14 protein-coding genes are annotated in these 16,179 nt (G+C 64.7%); 10 read left to right on the top strand and 4 right to left on the bottom strand.

The features are described 5' to 3' along the window. Window positions 1–34 precede the first annotated feature (34 nt). From NO366_RS11305 to NO366_RS11290, 4 genes are all read left to right on the top strand, one after another. On the top strand, window positions 35–1,069 hold the full coding sequence (locus NO366_RS11305) for a M48 family metallopeptidase (RefSeq protein WP_256530895.1): 1,035 nt from the start codon (window positions 35–37) through the stop codon (window positions 1,067–1,069). Window positions 1,070–1,267: 198 nt separating this feature from the next. Continuing rightward, complete coding sequence (locus tag NO366_RS11300) at window positions 1,268–1,708, top strand: universal stress protein (protein WP_256530894.1); 441 nt, start codon at window positions 1,268–1,270, stop codon at window positions 1,706–1,708. A 220-nt stretch (window positions 1,709–1,928) separates the two neighbouring features. After that, window positions 1,929–3,074 (top strand): hypothetical protein, encoded by a 1,146-nt coding sequence (locus NO366_RS11295; protein ID WP_256530893.1) that lies wholly within the window; start codon window positions 1,929–1,931, stop codon window positions 3,072–3,074. A 217-nt stretch (window positions 3,075–3,291) separates the two neighbouring features. Beyond that, a complete protein-coding gene (locus tag NO366_RS11290) occupies window positions 3,292–4,299 on the top strand; it encodes an ion channel (RefSeq protein WP_256530892.1) in 1,008 nt (335 codons plus the stop codon). 30 nt (window positions 4,300–4,329) lie between these two features. Here NO366_RS11290 and NO366_RS11285 read toward each other — a convergent pair whose 3' ends face one another. After that, a complete protein-coding gene (locus NO366_RS11285; protein ID WP_256530891.1) occupies window positions 4,330–5,580 on the bottom strand; it encodes a cation:proton antiporter in 1,251 nt (416 codons plus the stop codon). Window positions 5,581–5,786: 206 nt separating this feature from the next. Between NO366_RS11285 and NO366_RS11280 the strand changes: the two genes are divergently transcribed. The 4 genes from NO366_RS11280 to NO366_RS11265 all read left to right on the top strand — a co-directional run bounded on the left by NO366_RS11280 (window position 5,787) and on the right by NO366_RS11265 (window position 11,095). Beyond that, window positions 5,787–6,464, top strand: coding sequence for a DUF8159 domain-containing protein (locus tag NO366_RS11280; RefSeq protein ID WP_256530890.1), 678 nt, complete (start codon window positions 5,787–5,789; stop codon window positions 6,462–6,464). A 197-nt stretch (window positions 6,465–6,661) separates the two neighbouring features. After that, the gene (locus NO366_RS11275; RefSeq protein WP_256530889.1) at window positions 6,662–7,153 is read left to right on the top strand and encodes a cation:proton antiporter regulatory subunit; all 492 of its coding nucleotides are present in this window, start codon (window positions 6,662–6,664) and stop codon (window positions 7,151–7,153) included. A gap of 111 nt (window positions 7,154–7,264) precedes the next feature. Then, on the top strand, window positions 7,265–8,530 hold the full coding sequence (locus NO366_RS11270; protein WP_256530888.1) for a cation:proton antiporter: 1,266 nt from the start codon (window positions 7,265–7,267) through the stop codon (window positions 8,528–8,530). 186 nt (window positions 8,531–8,716) lie between these two features. Continuing rightward, entirely contained in the window at window positions 8,717–11,095 is a 2,379-nt protein-coding gene (locus NO366_RS11265) for an amino acid permease (protein WP_256530887.1), read from the top strand. A gap of 35 nt (window positions 11,096–11,130) precedes the next feature. Here NO366_RS11265 and NO366_RS11260 read toward each other — a convergent pair whose 3' ends face one another. Next, window positions 11,131–11,550, bottom strand: a complete 420-nt coding sequence (locus tag NO366_RS11260) for a universal stress protein (RefSeq protein WP_256530886.1) — start codon at window positions 11,548–11,550, stop codon at window positions 11,131–11,133. A gap of 216 nt (window positions 11,551–11,766) precedes the next feature. Continuing rightward, complete coding sequence (locus tag NO366_RS11255) at window positions 11,767–12,531, bottom strand: hypothetical protein (protein ID WP_256530885.1); 765 nt, start codon at window positions 12,529–12,531, stop codon at window positions 11,767–11,769. 686 nt (window positions 12,532–13,217) lie between these two features. Here NO366_RS11255 and NO366_RS11250 point away from each other — a divergent pair. Together NO366_RS11250 and NO366_RS11245 are read left to right on the top strand one after the other, a co-directional pair. Then, a complete protein-coding gene (locus tag NO366_RS11250) occupies window positions 13,218–13,496 on the top strand; it encodes a ribbon-helix-helix domain-containing protein (protein ID WP_256530884.1) in 279 nt (92 codons plus the stop codon). Window positions 13,497–13,501: 5 nt separating this feature from the next. Then, a complete protein-coding gene (locus NO366_RS11245) occupies window positions 13,502–13,777 on the top strand; it encodes a type II toxin-antitoxin system RelE family toxin (protein WP_256530883.1) in 276 nt (91 codons plus the stop codon). Window positions 13,778–14,436: 659 nt separating this feature from the next. Here the strand turns inward: NO366_RS11245 and NO366_RS11240 are convergent. Beyond that, on the bottom strand, window positions 14,437–16,005 hold the full coding sequence (locus NO366_RS11240; protein WP_256530882.1) for a TrkH family potassium uptake protein: 1,569 nt from the start codon (window positions 16,003–16,005) through the stop codon (window positions 14,437–14,439). Window positions 16,006–16,179: the final 174 nt, after the last annotated feature.

Raw genomic sequence — 16,179 nt, 5'->3', positions numbered from 1 at the left:
CACTGGGAGAACCGATAACCAACGAATCTCAGCCATGTCACTCACACGGCACCATCTGTCCCTGGTCGGGCGCGGGCTCGGCGCACTGGTGATCGTCACCGGTGTCTCGCTCACGATCGCCGTGATCGCGGCGGGCGTCCTCGGCGCCACCGCCCTCCTCGTCGTCGGAACGGTAGTGGCGCTGCTATCTGCCCTGTTCTTCCCCGTTCTGGAGGAAACCTGGATCGTGACTGTCTGGGACATTCCACCGACGACGCTCGTCGCGGCGGCGATCGGAATCGGATTCGTCGCGCTCCCCCTCGTCTATCTGCGGCCGGTGCGAGCCGAGATTCGGGCGTTCGAGCGGGCGATCGCCGAGCCCGGGACGCCGGCGGACGACCGCCACCCCGAACTCGCCGCGGCGAGCCGGAAACTGGCCGCTCAGGCGGCGGTTCCGGAACCCGACCTCCGCATCGTCAACCGACGACGCCCCGAGTCGTACGCGATCGGCGGCCGAGCCAGCGGGACGATCGTGCTCACCCGCGGCCTGATACGCGAACTCGACGACGCTGAGCGGCTCGCCGTGCTCGCCCACGAAGTCGCACACCTGGCAAACGACGACAGTCGATTCATGCGACGATTGCTCGTCCCGCTGCTCGTCGCCGAACGGCTCGAGGCCGACGAGCGACCGACCCTGAATCGGGTTCACGCCATGAGCCCGTTCACCCACGGCGGTCGCCTCCTCGCGTGGGGAGTCCTGACCGCGGTACCGACGGCACAGGAACGGCTGTGTGAACTCGGCATCGGACTCTTCTCACGCGGGCGCGAGTTCGCGGCCGATCGCGCCGCGGCGGAGTTGACCGGGTCACCCAGTGCACTGGCAAGCGCGCTCGAGACGCTCGACGACAGTCGCGGGCCTCCGACACAGGACAAGCGCGAGTACGCGCGCTCGACGAGCGCGCTCGACATCCTCCCGCCAGCCGAGCGCTCGAGAACCCGGTTCGTCCGGACGCACCCCGAAACGACCCGCCGGATCGAGCGCCTCAAGACGATGGCTGGAACAGGTATGGATAACCGGACGGCCTCGTGAGCGGCATCGAGCCGGTCGGTCCCGTGACTGTGGTCGGTTCCCCCACTCCGTTCTGGCACTCGTGGACGAGATAGCGAGGATATACGCGAGAGAGAGAGAGAGAGAGAGAGAGAGAACTGCGTTCGAAAACTGGCGGGCGAACCGATCATTTGTCGCCGTTCTGGACAGTATTATATCGGTTGAGCGAAAAGGAGGCGCATGGCCGACCGGATTCTCGTTCCCTACGACGGATCGCCACAGTCGCGAGCGGCGCTCGAACTGGTCTTCGACGAATTCCCCGATAGCGACGTGACGGCGCTGTACGTCATCGAGATCCCGCAGGGCTACTGGGCCCAGCTCGTCGGCCCCGAACTTCAGCTCCCCGTCAGTGAGCAGGTCGAAGAACACGCAGAAGAAATCCTCCAGTCGGCGAGCGACGTCGCGGCGGAGTACGGACGGGACCTGGAGACGACGCACGTGACCGGCGAACCGGACACTCGGATCGTCGACTACGCAGAAACGGAATCGATGGACCTGATCGTCATCGGCAGCCACGGACAGGAAGGCCTCTCGCGCGTCTTGCTCGGCAGTGTCGCAGAAACGGTCGTCCGGCGCTCCCCGGTTTCCGTCCTCGTGGCCCGGGGAGGCGGAGACCGGTAGAAACGAGAAGAGACAAAGTGGATTCTTCTGGCCCGTATGCCCACGATCGAAGTCGAACACGGACGACGGACAGATCAGAATGTCACGAATAGTAGATAGAACGCTATAGAAGTTGATGAAGATCAACCTACTCGTGAATTTCGCCGCGAAAGAGGCACTTACCGGATGAAATCGTTCTTCTACTTTAACCCGTAGGCCCTCGTCGGTCGATTCGCGAGGCATGAGCAGACAACAACTGATAGCCGTCACCCTCACAGTGGCGATGCTCCTCTCGGGCATTGCTGCGGTAGGGGTGGCAAGCACGGGCGCGTGGACCGACCAGCACGAACAAACAACGGACGACGACGAGCTACAGGTAACGGTGGAGAACGCCACCGTGTTCGTCGTCCCCGACGAATCGAACGTTCCGGTCAGTGATGCGGGCGATATGGCCGGAGACACGACCGACGACAACGAGACCGACACCGGCGTCGGAACGGACGACAACGAGACCGACGACGGCGTCGGCACCGACGACAACGAGTCCGACGACACCGGCGTTGGAACGGACGACGCCGGGGATCACCAGACCAGTGCCGATAGCGTCGATCGGTTCGACAACGTCCACATGCAGGTAACCGTGGAGGCACCGAACGTCGTCGACCTCCAGGAGACCGGCATGGACGCGAGCGGAGCGGCCGACGCGACCGGCGATGACGCTGGAACCGACGAGAGCGACGCGAACGACACCGAATCCGAGGCCGGTGACACTGGCTCCATGGACGGAGCCCCCAGTGGGGACCTGACGATCGAGCAGGCCACCGTGTTCGTCGTCATCGACGACGACGAGTACACCGGCGCGGACGGTGACACGAGCCTCACCGACTCGGAGTTAGACGCCGCCTCGATCTTCATCATCGTCGGTGACGAGACCGACGATTCGACGATGGGGGACGACGGCGTCGGCACGGACGACAACGAGACTGACAACGGCGTCGGCACGGACGACAACGAGACCGACGACGGCGTCGGCACGGACGACGACGAAACCGAGGACGCTACCGATACCGGAATGGATGACGGTGGCGAGGTGAGTATCGATACGGCGACCATATTCGTCTACACTCAGGGCTCGCTCTCCGATCTGACCGGAGAGATGGGTACTGACACGACCGACGACGGCGTCGGCATGGACGACAACGAGACCGACGACGGCGTCGGCATGGACGACAACGAAACCGACGGCGGCGTCGGCATGGACGATTCCGAAGACGACTCGACGACGTCCGAGGTCGACACGAGCTGGACCGTCGAACGTGCGACGATCTACGTCTACGCCCACGAGGACATGATGGGATCCGAGGACGCCGGAATGGGAGACGAGTAACGACCACAGTCACGGCCGATCGACGGCCGATCGACGCTTACTTTTTTGGACAATACGAGTCTGCCGTAGTCGAATCCGACGGCACACCGGTACAGTACGTGATGGTCGCAGAGCTCTGACAGTGACGTCGTCACCCCCGTAGTGGAGTGTATCTGGTTCGTCGGCTCACGATGTGCGTGCCCGACATTGACGGGCGCAGGCGACGTACCTGGGTACGATGCGCCCCCTCTACCTCGGCGTTGGGAGCGTCGTGCTCGTCGCGACGATCGTCGACATCCTCTGGACGACGCTGTGGGTGGACGGCGGATCGGGCCCGCTCTCCGGTCCGCTGACGACCGGTTTCTGGCGGGGACTCCGGCGAGTAAGCGGGAGTGAACGGGCGCTGAGCCTGGCCGGTCCGCTCATCCTCACCGCCACGCTGACGCTCTGGATCGTCGGTCTCTGGCTCGGCTGGAGCTTCTTCTTCGCCGGGGATCGGTTCGCGGTTATCAGTTCGAGCAGCGGTGCGCCGGCGGACTGGGCCGGCCGACTCTACTACGTCTCGTACATGATGTTTACCGCCGGCAACGGCGATTACGTCCCGACGACCGACGGCTGGCAACTCGCCAGCGCCGCCACCACCGCAAGCGGCATGGCCCTCGTCACGCTCGGCGTCTCGTACGTTCTCACGGTACTCTCCGCCGTCTCCGAGAAACGGGCGTTCGCCAGTGCCGTCACTGGCCTCGGTGAGCGTAGCGAAGCGTTCGTCCGAAACGGACACACCGACCGTGATGGCTTCGACGGACTCGAGCAGCGACTGAACTCGCTCTCGGATCAGCTCGATCTGCTCTCCGACAAACATCAGGCCTACCCGATCCTGCACTACTACCACAGCGAGCGCTCAGAAAACTCCTCGGCCGTCGCCGTCGCCCTCTTCGACGACGCACTGACACTCCTCCGACACGGCGTCGAACCCGACGCACAGCCGAACGCGACCCTCCTCAGGAGCGCCCGGTCGAGCGTGGATCGGTACCTCCACACGCTCGACCGATCGTTCATCGACCCCGCCGAGGCGCTCCCGCCACCGCCGGAGATCGACCGACTCCGCATCGCCGGCATCGAGACGGTCTCCGACGAGGCGTTCGCCGACGTACTCGCCGATCGACGGGAGCGTCGACGGAAACTTCTGGGCGTCGTGCAAGCCGACGCGTGGGCCTGGCCACCCGTCGACGACACGTCCTCGTGAGGACGACACCCGTCCACCCGCGATCTCGCGTTACGCGTTCGTCACCCGAGAAACGATCGGCGTCGCCGTGATACCGTGGACGACGATCGAGACGAGGACGACCGCTCCGACGAGCGCCCAGAGCAACTCGACGTCCGCGAAGACGGCCTCGTTGAGTCCGTGAGCGAGGTAGTAAAACGAGCCGATGCCGCGGATTCCGAAGAACGCGATCGTGGCGCGTTCCGTCCACGGCCGGTCGAAGCCCAGAAGTGCGACGACGCCAGCGAGCGGCCGGACCACGAAGACGATCGCCACCGCTGCGACGGTCGCCTCGACGGTCAGCGGGGCGAGCAAGCCGCTCGCGATCGCGCCGCCGAAGAAGATCATGATGACGCCCATCGCGAGCTGTTCGGCAAGCTCGGCAATCTGGTGGAGCGCGTCGTTGTACTCGTGAGAGCGCTCCGAACTGCGGATCGTCACGGCGGCGACGAACACGGCGATGAAGCCGTAGCCACCGACCGCCTCCGTGAGTCCGTAGACGAGCAGGGTCCCGGCGACGGCTTCGAGTCCCTGGACCGATTGGGCGATCTTGGTGTCCGGAGCGGTGAGGAAGATGAGCCGTGAGACGAGCCACCCCAACGCGACGCCGAGGACGGTGCCGACGACGATGCGGTAGCCCACGTCGACGAGGAGCCACTCGACGGCCCAGTTGCCCGGCGCCAGCCCGATCAGGGCGATCGCGATCGCGAGATTGGTAAACGGGAACGCTAGCCCGTCGTTGAGCCCCGCCTCCGAGGAGAGGGCGAACGAGACGTCGTCGTCACCGACGGGTCTGTCCTCGTACTCGGCTCCCGTCTGGGGTTCGTCCACCTGCACCTCGGCGGCGAGGACGGGATCGGTCGGGGCGACGACCGCCCCGAGCAGGATGGCCGTGGGCGCGACGAAGCCGACGACCCACCACCCCACTACCGCCGCGCCAGCGATGGACACCGGCATCGCGACGGCGAGCAAGCGCCACGTCGATGCCCAGGATCGCAGTCCTGGCGGCCGATCGAGTTTCAGCCCGACGCCCATCAGCGCGATGATCACCCCAAACTCGGCCAGTCGTTCGGTCGCCGCGGGCTGTTCTAACGGATCGAGCGCTGGGAGCCCGATCGGCAGCGAAAAGACGGCGGCACCGAACGCCACGAAGAGGATCGGAAGCGAGATGGCTCGCCGAGCGACGAAGCGCGGCAAGATAGCGATACCGAACAGGAGAATGCCGGCGACGATCACCAGCAGATCGTACAGTTCGAACGCCACGTGCCCTCCCTCCCACGACAACGGACAAAAACCACTGTCCACGGAGAGCGGTCACCTACCACTGTCCACGGAGAGCGGTCACCTACCACTGTCCACGGATCGCAGTCCGCTGCGGCATCGAGACGGTGCTACCGTCGTTCGTGGGTGTCCCGCCGCCCGACGTACGCAAGCCCACCGTAGTTCGGCAGCGACCCCCAGCAACGACTATGACCGGACACCGGGTCGTGCCGGTGAAAGCGAACAGCGCCACCGGCGGTGAGAAGCGATCGCAGGCCGACGGTAGGAGCGATGCGCGCTCGACGTCGCCAACCGGTTGGCTGACTCGCCGGCGCGTACTCCGTATCGGCGCAGTTGCGGGGCTCGCCGGACTGGCCGGCTGTACCGAGGACGTCGGGTCGGAGTTGCCGCCGAACACGAAGTGGCCGGTCGCAGAACTGATCCCGTCGCTGCCCATCGAGACCAGAGCCGACCGGTTCGACGCGAGCGTCGAGGCGGCCGCCGGGGCGGATGTCAGCGACGTAGAGACGTTCACAGAGGCCGTGACGATTCGGGTACCACGCGTCGAATCCGTTCGTGAGAAACGCGACGTGCTGGCGGTCGACTACGTCACGGACGTCGATCGGAGCGAGGGAATCGGCAACCACGTGGCCGCACTCGCCGGTGCGTACGCGGCACTCGTCGATGCCGGATACGACGCGTACGCACTCGGGACGACGATCCTCGAATCACCCGACGAACCGATCGGAAGTGTGGTCGTCTACACCGACTGGGCGAACGCGTACACGACGGGACGATACACGACCGCCGAGTACCGCGAACTCGTCTGGACGACCATCGAGTCGACGCGCCACTCGCCCACGATCGAGGTAGCGCCCGACGAGTGAGTCGATCCGGGTCGGTGAACAGTACGGTCGGACTCGACGAGGCCAGTACGGTCGGACTCGAAGAGACCAGTACGGTCGAACTCACGGGGTCCAGTCCAACCGGCGATCCAACTCGGCGGTTCCAGGGATTCTTCCACACCGGTTCGAACGCGGTCTCCGACAACCGATTTAAGGCGGTTCGATCCCCCTGTCTGGGTATGGACATCTACGAGAGCGACCTGCCCGGGGTGGGCAAGAAACACGAGGTCGAACTCGAAGGCGACGCTCGCCTCGTGATAATCACGCACAACACCGGAAAACGCGAACTCTACCGGAAGGAGTCGGCGGACGCCGACGGCGAGAAGGTCGCAGAACTCTCGGATCGTCTCGCGCGGACGGTCGGGACGATACTCGAGGGGGCGTACTTCCAGCCGGTCGAGACGAAACAGGTCGAGACGCTGCTCTCCGACGAGACCCTCATCGAGTGGTACAACGTCGACGACGACGCCGAACTCGTCGGACAATCGCTCGCAGAGTCCCGGGTCCGTGAACGGACGGGAGTCTCCGTCGTGGCGATCCAGCGCGACGACGACGTCCTGTCACCGCCGGAGCCGGACACCGTCATCGAGGCGGGCGACACGGTCGTCGTCGTCGGCGAACGCGAGAATTGTCAGACGTTCGAATCGATGGTATCCGGTGACGAGGCCTGAACCAGTGACGATGGCCCGACTCAGTGCGGCGCACGACCGGATGGCGCGACCGCCGAAGCGCGCGCCAACGGCGAGGTACCCGTCGAAACGGTATCACGTGGGGGTGCGACCGTGGCCGAGGTGACGCTCTTTCAGGTCGGCATCCTGTTTGCCGCGGCTGCCCTCGCCGGTCTCGTCGCGGACAGGGCCGGCCAGTCCGTCATCCCGCTGTACATCCTCGTCGGGATCGTCCTCGGGCCGTTCGTCCTCGGGCGCCTGCCGGACGTGGCCCCTCCATTCGAGGTCGCCGGCGTCGACCTCGTCGCCGGGGCGAGCGCCGTCGCCGTCGACGGAACCGGGGAGTTCGTTACCCTCGGGGCCGAGCTCGGGATCGTCCTCCTGCTGTTCTTCCTCGGGCTCGAGTTCAATCTGGAACGACTGCTTGCCTCCCGGCGGAAGATCGGCACGGCCGGGACGATCGATCTGGGCACCTTCGTCGTCGGGTTCGGCCTCGGCTGGCTCCTGTTCGGCGGCGCACTGGCCGCCTTCTTCGTGGCCGGGATCGTCTACATCTCCTCGTCGGCGATCATCACCAAGTCGCTCATCGACCTGGGCTGGATCGCGAACGACGAGGCGGACCCGATCCTCGGCATCCTGGTCTACGAGGACCTCTTCATCGCGGTCTACCTCGCAATCGCGACCGCGATCGCGACGGGGAGCGGGGGCGTCTCCGAGGCACTCGGATCGGTCGCGATCGGCCTCGGCTTCATCGGCGCACTGGTCGCGTTCGTCTCCGTCGGTGAGCCGTTCTTCGAGCGACTGCTCGCCGGTGCCTCCCACGAGTTCACAGTGATCCGGACGCTCGGGCTGACGGTGTTGATCGCGGGTGTGGCGCTCTCGCTCGGCGTCAGCGAAGCCGTCGCCGCGTTCTTCGTCGGCATGGGCTTCGCCTCGACCGGCCACGTTCACGACTTAGAACGGCTCCTCGAACCCGTCAGGGATGCGTTCGCGGCCCTGTTCTTCCTCTGGATCGGCCTGCGTACGGATCCAGGGTCGTTCGGGCCCGTCGTCGACCTCATCGCGATCGCCGTCGTCGTCACGACGGTTACGAAGCTCGTCACGGCTTACTGGGGCGGACGCGTCTACGACCTCTCGGCGAAACGATCCCTCCGCGTCGCCCTCGGCATGACCACTCGCGGCGAGTTCTCGCTGATCATCGCGAGCGTCGCCCTCACGGCCGGCGCGAACGAAGTGCTTCCCGGCAGCGTCGCCGACGAACTCTACGCCCTCGCCGTCGGCTACGTCCTCGCGATGAGTGTGCTGGGAACGACGCTGATGGGCTACGCCGACCGAATCGAAGCGGTGGTGGTGCCTCGGTTGGAGACAAGATCGGCCTGATACCGACCGACTGCGTCGAATCGACCGGGCCGAGAGACGCCCACCGTCGATCGAGCGGTCCTCAGAACGCTTAAGGTGGGTCGCTAGTAGCCCTTGAGCATGAACCCGACTGTCGAAACCGAACGCGAGTCGCACCGTCCTCCACCGACCGGTGGCGACACAGCTACGGACGAGGCCTCCTGACCGATGAGTGACGAGGAACTCGCCAAGGACCTCGGGCTGGTCTCGGCGATGATGATCGGGATCGGGACGATGATGGGCGCCGGGATCTTCGTCCTGCCGGGGATCGCGGCGCAGGAGGCGGGCCCGATCGTCGTCGTCTCGTTCGTCATCGGTGGCGCCATCGCCATGATCAACGCCCTCGCCGTGAGCGAACTCGGGACGGCGATGCCGAAAGCCGGAGGCGGGTACTACTACATCAATCGCGGCCTCGGCCCTATGTTCGGGTCGATCTCCGGCATGGGCGACTGGATGGGGCTCGCCTTCGCCTCGGCGTTTTACTGCATCGGGTTCGGCGGCTACCTCACCGGCATGCTCGAGGGAACGGCCGCCGAACTCCCCTCGCTCTCACTGGGGACGTTCTCACTCCCATCCGTGTCGCTCCCCGAAGTATCGCTCTTCGAGGCCGAATTCCTCGGGACGACACTGGTCGGCGGAACGACGACGATCGGCGTCTCCGACATTCAGATCGGGGCGCTGCTCGCCGGCGTGGCGTTCGTCGGCGTCAACTACATCGGTGCGAAGGAAACCGGCGGCATCCAGACGATCATCGTCTCCACGCTGCTGTTGATCTTGACCGTCTTCGCCGCCGCCGGATTCTTCGAGTTCGAGTGGGCGGTCCTGCTCCAGGACGGCCCCGCCCCGACCGACCTCGGCTACGGGGCGATCCTCCCGGGCACGGCGCTGGTCTTCGTCTCGTTCCTCGGTTACGCGAAGATCGCGACCGTCGCGGAGGAACTGAAGAACCCTGGGCGCAATCTCCCCCTGGCCGTGATCGGCAGCGTCGCGATCGTCACGGTCTTCTACGCGATACTTGTCAGCATCATGGTCGGCATCGTCCCGTGGGACCAGCTGCACCTGGAGACGCCGGTCTCACAGGTGGCCGAACGCAGCTTCGCCGGCATCCCCCTCCTCGAACTGGTCGGCGTCGGCGCCATCTCGGTCGCGGCGCTGCTCGCGACGGCCTCCTCGGCGAACGCCTCCATCCTCGCCTCGGCGCGTATCAACTTCGCGATGGGGCGCGACAAGCTCATTTCGGACGAACTCAACGAGATTCACCCGCGATACGCGACGCCGTATCGCTCGATCGCTCTGACTGGTGGTCTCATCCTCCTCTTCATCGTGGCGCTCGGACAGGATCTCAAGATCCTCTCGAACGCCGCGAGCGTCCTCCACCTCGTCGTCTACGCCCTGATGAACGTCGCCTTGATCGCGTTTCGCGAGGCCGACGTGCCGGAGTACGATCCGGACTTCCGGGTCCCGTTCTACCCGGTCACGCCCATCCTGGGAGCGCTCTTTTCCTTCGGATTGATCTACTTCATGGACGGGATCGTCATCGCGCTGAGTATGGCCTTCGTCGTCGGCTCCGTCGCCTGGTACTGGTTCTACGCGCGAAAACACACGACGGTCCAGGGCGTTCTCAGCGAACACATTCTCGACCGGTCGGAGGAGATGCCCGACGCCGCCGTCTCCGCGGCCGAAGTCGCGGCTCCGGACGAGGCGGTCCCCGACCGCGTGATGGTCCCGCTCTCGAACCCCCGAACCGAAGGTGCGCTGATGGAACTCGGGAGCGAACTGGCTGCGGACCGTGACGGCATCGTCCACGCCGTCCACATCGTCAAGGTGCCAGACCAGACGCCGCTCGATCGTGGCGCGGCGATGACCGATCGCATCGACGCCGAGTCACAGCGACTGCTCGATCAAGCTCGCGAGAGCGTCTCCCGATCCGACGTCGAGATCGAGACGACCACGGTCGTCTCGCACCGGCCATTCGAGGCGATCTTCGACGCCGCCCATCGACACGACGCCGACGCGGTCGTCATGGGATGGGGTGACGACCGGCCGTGGGCGGCCGGACGGGCCGAGCGCCCGCTGGACGAGCTCACGCACGACCTGCCGTGTGACTTCCTCGTCCTGAACGAGCGAGATTTCGACACCTCGCGCATCCTGCTGCCGACCGCGGGCGGACCGGACTCGGAGTTGAGCGCGGACGTCGCCCGCACCTTACAGCGGACGACCGGCGCGGACGTCGAACTGCTGTACGTCGTCGACGATCCGTCCGAGCGGGAGGAAGGCGAGGCGTTCCTCTCCGCGTGGGCCGCCGACCACGATCTGGCCGACGCCACCCTCACGATCGACGCGACGGGCGACGTCGAGGCGGCGATCCGACGCGAGGCGGCCGATCGGACGCTCCTGCTCATCGGGGCGACCGAGCGCGGGCTGCTCTCCCGGCTCGTCGATCACTCGCTCGTCTACGACGTCGTCGACGAGGTCGAGTGTTCGGTCCTGCTGGCCGAACGGCCGACGAAGCGTTCATTCTTCGAGCGGCTGTTCGGCCGATCGTAACGATGGGCTGCAGCCGGCGGATTCGACGTGGAGGACTACTCGGCCGGTTCGGGGAGCGAGACGACCGGGATCGCCGGATCAGTCACGAGCCGCGTGGAGACGTCACCCGACAGCAGACGGGCGATTCGACTGCCGCCACGGGCGCGGAACGCGACCGCGTCCGCGTCGACGTCGCCGGCAGCCTCGAAGATCGTCTCCGCGACGTCGGTGCCGTAGTACCGGTCCGTGTCGACCCGAACCCGATCGCCGAGTGCCATCTCGATGGCGTCCAGGATGTCCGCCGAATCCTCCTCTCGCTTCCCCAGCGGCGCCTTGTCGATCCCGCCGCCGGATTTCTCGATGACGTGGACGGCCGTGACCCGGTCGACCCCTTCGAGGTACGGATCGAGCGCCGCGCAGGTCACGTCCGCGTCGGCCTCGGAGGCGACCGGAACGCACAGGTGTCGAAAGTGCATGGCAATGGGCGACGATTCGTCGGCTGACGGCAAAAGGATTGGTACGGGCCGGCGGGGCGCCGTTCCGAAACGCGACGGTAGCCGGCACACGAGTCCACGGGCAGGTCTAATCGAGCGCCAATCCCCATCTCCGGGGAGCAGTCGTACGAAGTTCGAGGTTACTCCCGCTGAGTCGCGACCTGGTTCTCTGCATGGCGACGGACGGATCCGTTATCGTCACAGTTCGGAGGGGCCCGCTGTGATGCGAACGTTCCCGTCGGGGAGGATGTAACCGACCGTCGGCGCATCGAATTCGATCCGTTCCGAGGTGAACTCTGCAGTGGCCGTCGAATCGTCGGTCTGGATTCGCATCTCCCTCGTAGTGCCGTACTCGAACGGAAGTCCGAGTTGGGCGACGCCCTCGTACGGATCGACATCGTATTCGAAGTGCAGCGGCGACGCTGAGCCGTTACGTTCGAGTTCGACGTGCACAGCGGCCGAATCGTTCGCGAGGTTCACCAGAGTGAAACCCGTTCGATCGGACCCGTCCGGCTGGTACCCCTGATGTCTAACTGCTCGAAAGTCGGCTGTATCGATGCGAATGGTGGTATCGTCGCTGACGTAGTACTGGACTGACGCAGCGACGTCGACGTGTGAATCGCTCTCCATAATACCGCCGGCCAGTTGCACACCGCCCGTACACTGTACGCGCACGACGAACGCCGATTCGAGGGCGACACGGACGTCGCTTCGACAGGATAGCTGATTGTTCGTCGGATTGTCGTCTACGTACCGGTTGTAGATCGTGGTCGCCTCGTACGTGGTCGTGTAATTCGAGACCGTCCGTTCGGTGAGCGTGTCCGGTTTCTCGGGGAGGGGAGCCGCTGGTTCGGTATCGGTAGACGATACCGGGCCAGTCACACATCCAGAGCCGAGGACAGTGAGCAGGACGACGACCACCGAAACCCGGGAGACCATAATTAAAGTACCGTCGACTGCCATAAATAAATGAGGATCACTCAAATACCCGCTTCAGGTACTACGGACCAACCGTAGCCGATGAATCGGCTGTCGAACCATCCGGGTCCGCAAACGAGATCCGGTATTGGCGACGATATCCCCCATCGAATCCCCGGCCGGAGTGTCACTCCCGGTTCCGATATTTTCCGATATTCACCAGTAGATATAAGTCACACTGCGAAGTAGCTCTCGCTGGAAGACACCGTCTCCAATCCGCCGCAGGGGGATGCGCCGAAATGCCCCGGGTGCTGACACACCCGAGACGTGGCTTCCACCGAAGAGGCTGAAGCCATGATTGCGTACCTGCCCACGAGACATAAACGTCTCGCAAACCAGCCCCTCGATTCTCCGCCGATAGCGACGTGTCGCGAGGTACGTCCCCGGATTCGATTCGATTGGGGGATGCCGCCACGCGCCGATAGGCTGTCGTGGCTGGCGACTGCCGGGGAGCCGGCACCTCGTGGCGTCGCCGGGCGGGCAGCCGCGTCGTGGCTCGCACCCTGTTCGGTCCGATGTGGCTGAAAATCCAGATCCGGGGAGGAGCGTCGACACTACAGGGGGCGGCCCTGCTCGTGTCGACTCTGCGCGATAGCTGGCGACACTACTCGGTATCGAGTAGCGTCATCAGTGGCGAAAGCGACTTATGTAGTACGCACGTACTACACTATATGGCTCACTCAAACACCACCGGTGGCGACAACAATGAGAAGGTGAACCTTCGACTGCCCACCGACTTCCTCGCGGACATGGATGAACGATGGCAGGAAGACGGCTACGACTCTCGATCGGAATTCATGCGAGAAGGACTGCGCGATGCGGTGTACGGAACCCGTCTCTCTCGACGGGCGCTGGAAGATCTCGCGGAAAGCGAACGACAGTTCGCGGAGGGGAAGACAGTGAACGCCGAGCAAGCCCGTGAACGGTTCGGGACGGACAGCGACGAGTGAGAAGAGTGAGTTGGACGTGGGAACTCTCCGAGCGCGCTGCGGAGGCGCTGGGTGGGCTGAACGCGACGACACAGCAACGGCTTCTGGACAAGTTCGACGATGTCGTCACTGACGAGTTCCGAGCTCCACCGGACTTTGCGAAACCGCTTACCGGGATGGATCCGTGGCAATCGCTTCGTGTTGGCGACTACCGCGCGATCGTGCGCTTCGATCACGACGAACGGGTGATGAAGATCGGTACCGTCGGTCACCGGTCTTCGATTTACGACCGATTCCCGTAGAATAGAACGATGTGATCGTCGACGCCAGAATCGATTCGAGAGACTGCACCTTCCAATATTTCCGATATTCACCAGTAGATATAAGTCACACTGCGAAGTAGCTCTCGCTGGAAGTCACCGTCTCCGAACTGTCGCAGGGGGATGCGCTGAAATGCCCCGGGTGTCAGAGCACCCGAGACGTGGCTTCCACCGAAGAGGCTGAAGCCATGATTGCGTACCTGCCCACGAGACATAAACGTCTCGCAAACCAGCCCCTCGATTCTCCGCCGATAGCGACGTGTCGCGAGGTACGTCCCCGGATTCGATTCGATTGGGGGATGCCGCCACGCGCCGATAGGCTGTCGTGGCTGGCGACTGCCGGGGAGCCGGCACCTCGTGGCGTCGCCGGGCGGGCAGCCGCGTCGTGGCTCGCACCCTGTTCGGTCCGATGTGGCTGAAAATCCAGATCCGGGGAGGAGCGTCGACACTGCGGGGCTCGACCCTGCTCGCGTCGACGTTTCGAGAACCGTGACGTCGGGCTAACACGGTACGCCGGGCCAACACGGTACGTCGGACCAACACGGTACGTCGGGGTCACGTTCCGACGCGACCGTTACAGCGGCTGCAATTTGCGTCGTACGAACACGTACGGACTGCCGTCCGTGCGCTCCGTTCGTCAGTCAGGACTTCCAGAACGCCGGCAGGAGCAGGACGAGCACCGGGATGAACTCGATCCGGCCGATCCACATCATGACGACCATGACGAACCGGGTCGAGGTCGGGAACACCGCGTAGTTGTCCATCGGGCCGGCCTCGCCGAACGCCGGGCCGATGTTGAGCGCGATCGACGCCGCCGCGCCCAGCGCGTCGAACTCGGAGACGGCTCGTCCCGAGAGCGAGGCGTCGACGACTACGAGGACCGTCAGTCCGAAGAAGATGAGCAGGGCGAGCATCACGTACGAGAAGATGTCGCCGATCGTCTCCTCGTCGACGACCGAGTCGCCGAGCCGGATCGGGCGGACCGCCGTCGGGTGAATAGAGAGAAATAGGTTCCGGTAGAGCCCCTTCAGGATGACCAGCCAGCGCAACGTCTTGATCGAACACGTCGTCGAGCCGGCCATCCCGCCGACGAACATCGAAAGGAAGAGGACGTGCTGGGCGCCCGGACCCCACGTCGTGTAATCGTACGACGCGTATCCCGTGGTCGTGATCATCGAGACGACGTTGAACAGGCCGTGTCTAACGGAGGCCTCGACAGACTGGATGTGTCCCGGATCGACGACGAGCACACCGATCACGATCGACGCTGCCACGGTGACGATACCGAGGTAGAACCGAAACTCCTCCGATCGCAACAGTCGTTCCAGGTCTCCCTGAACGACGTACCACAGCAGGATGAAGTTCGTCGCCCCAACGAGCATGACCGGGATGAGGACCCACTGGACGATCGGTTCGAAGGCGCCGATACTCTGAGCCTCCGGGGAGAAACCGGCCGTCGAGACGCTCGTGAGCGCGTGGGCGACCGCGTTGAAGAGAGTCATCTCCGGCGCGATCCCGACGACGTGTAGCCCGTACAGGACGGCGATCGTCACGATCGTCAATCCGACGTACAGTCCCCAGATGATCCGGGCGGTCTGTTCGATCTCCGGGGTGAGCTTGTTCACGCTCTGTGTCTGCGTCTCGGTCTCCATCAGCTGTGCGCCACCGACGCGTAGGTTCGCAAAGAGGCCGATGGCGACGATCAGGATGCCGAGCCCGCCGAGCCACTGGAGGAGCTGGCGCCAAAGGAGGATCGCCCGGGACTGGTTCGCGAAGTCCCACGCGCTCATGATCGTCGCGCCAGTCGTCGTCAGCCCGCTCATACTCTCGAAAAGGGAGTTGACGACGCCACCGAACTCACCCGTAAAACTGACGCCACCGCCGACTGCAACCGGAAATCCGGCGAAGGCCGACTCGGGCGGCGCCGACTGTCCGACGAGGACGAACGGGATCGCCCCGACGAGCGCAACACCGAACCAGGCCGAGGCGACGACGAGAAGCGCTTCCCGGTGGCCGAGGTTCCGGACCGAAGACAGTCGCTCCATCCCGGTGCCGAGGGCCAGCGTGACGGCGATTGCGACGGCGAACGGGACGATGGCCCTGCCGTCAAGGAGTGCCAGTAGCAGCGGCGCTGCGAGCGGGACGGACAGCCACTTCAGTACCGTCCCCGTCTGGCTCGCACTCGACCGCCAGTCTACCCGAAGGGCCATTGCGTATCACCCGCTGGGACAGGCGGAGAGATAATGGATTCGGAACGGCGATGGGGAGTGGCGCTTCGCTTCGCCTCGAGAGCAGGTCGTCGGAACTGGCGCGTCGTGACTCGAACTGGCGAGCCCGAACGGGCCAGGCTAAAGCCAGTAGTGTCCGTTGATTCGAACGCATTT

It is taken from the genome of Halovivax cerinus (assembly GCF_024498195.1).
Classification (GTDB): domain Archaea; phylum Halobacteriota; class Halobacteria; order Halobacteriales; family Natrialbaceae; genus Halovivax; species Halovivax cerinus.
Note: the sequence above shows the minus strand (reverse complement) of the source record. Positions and strands in the feature narration are given on the sequence as shown.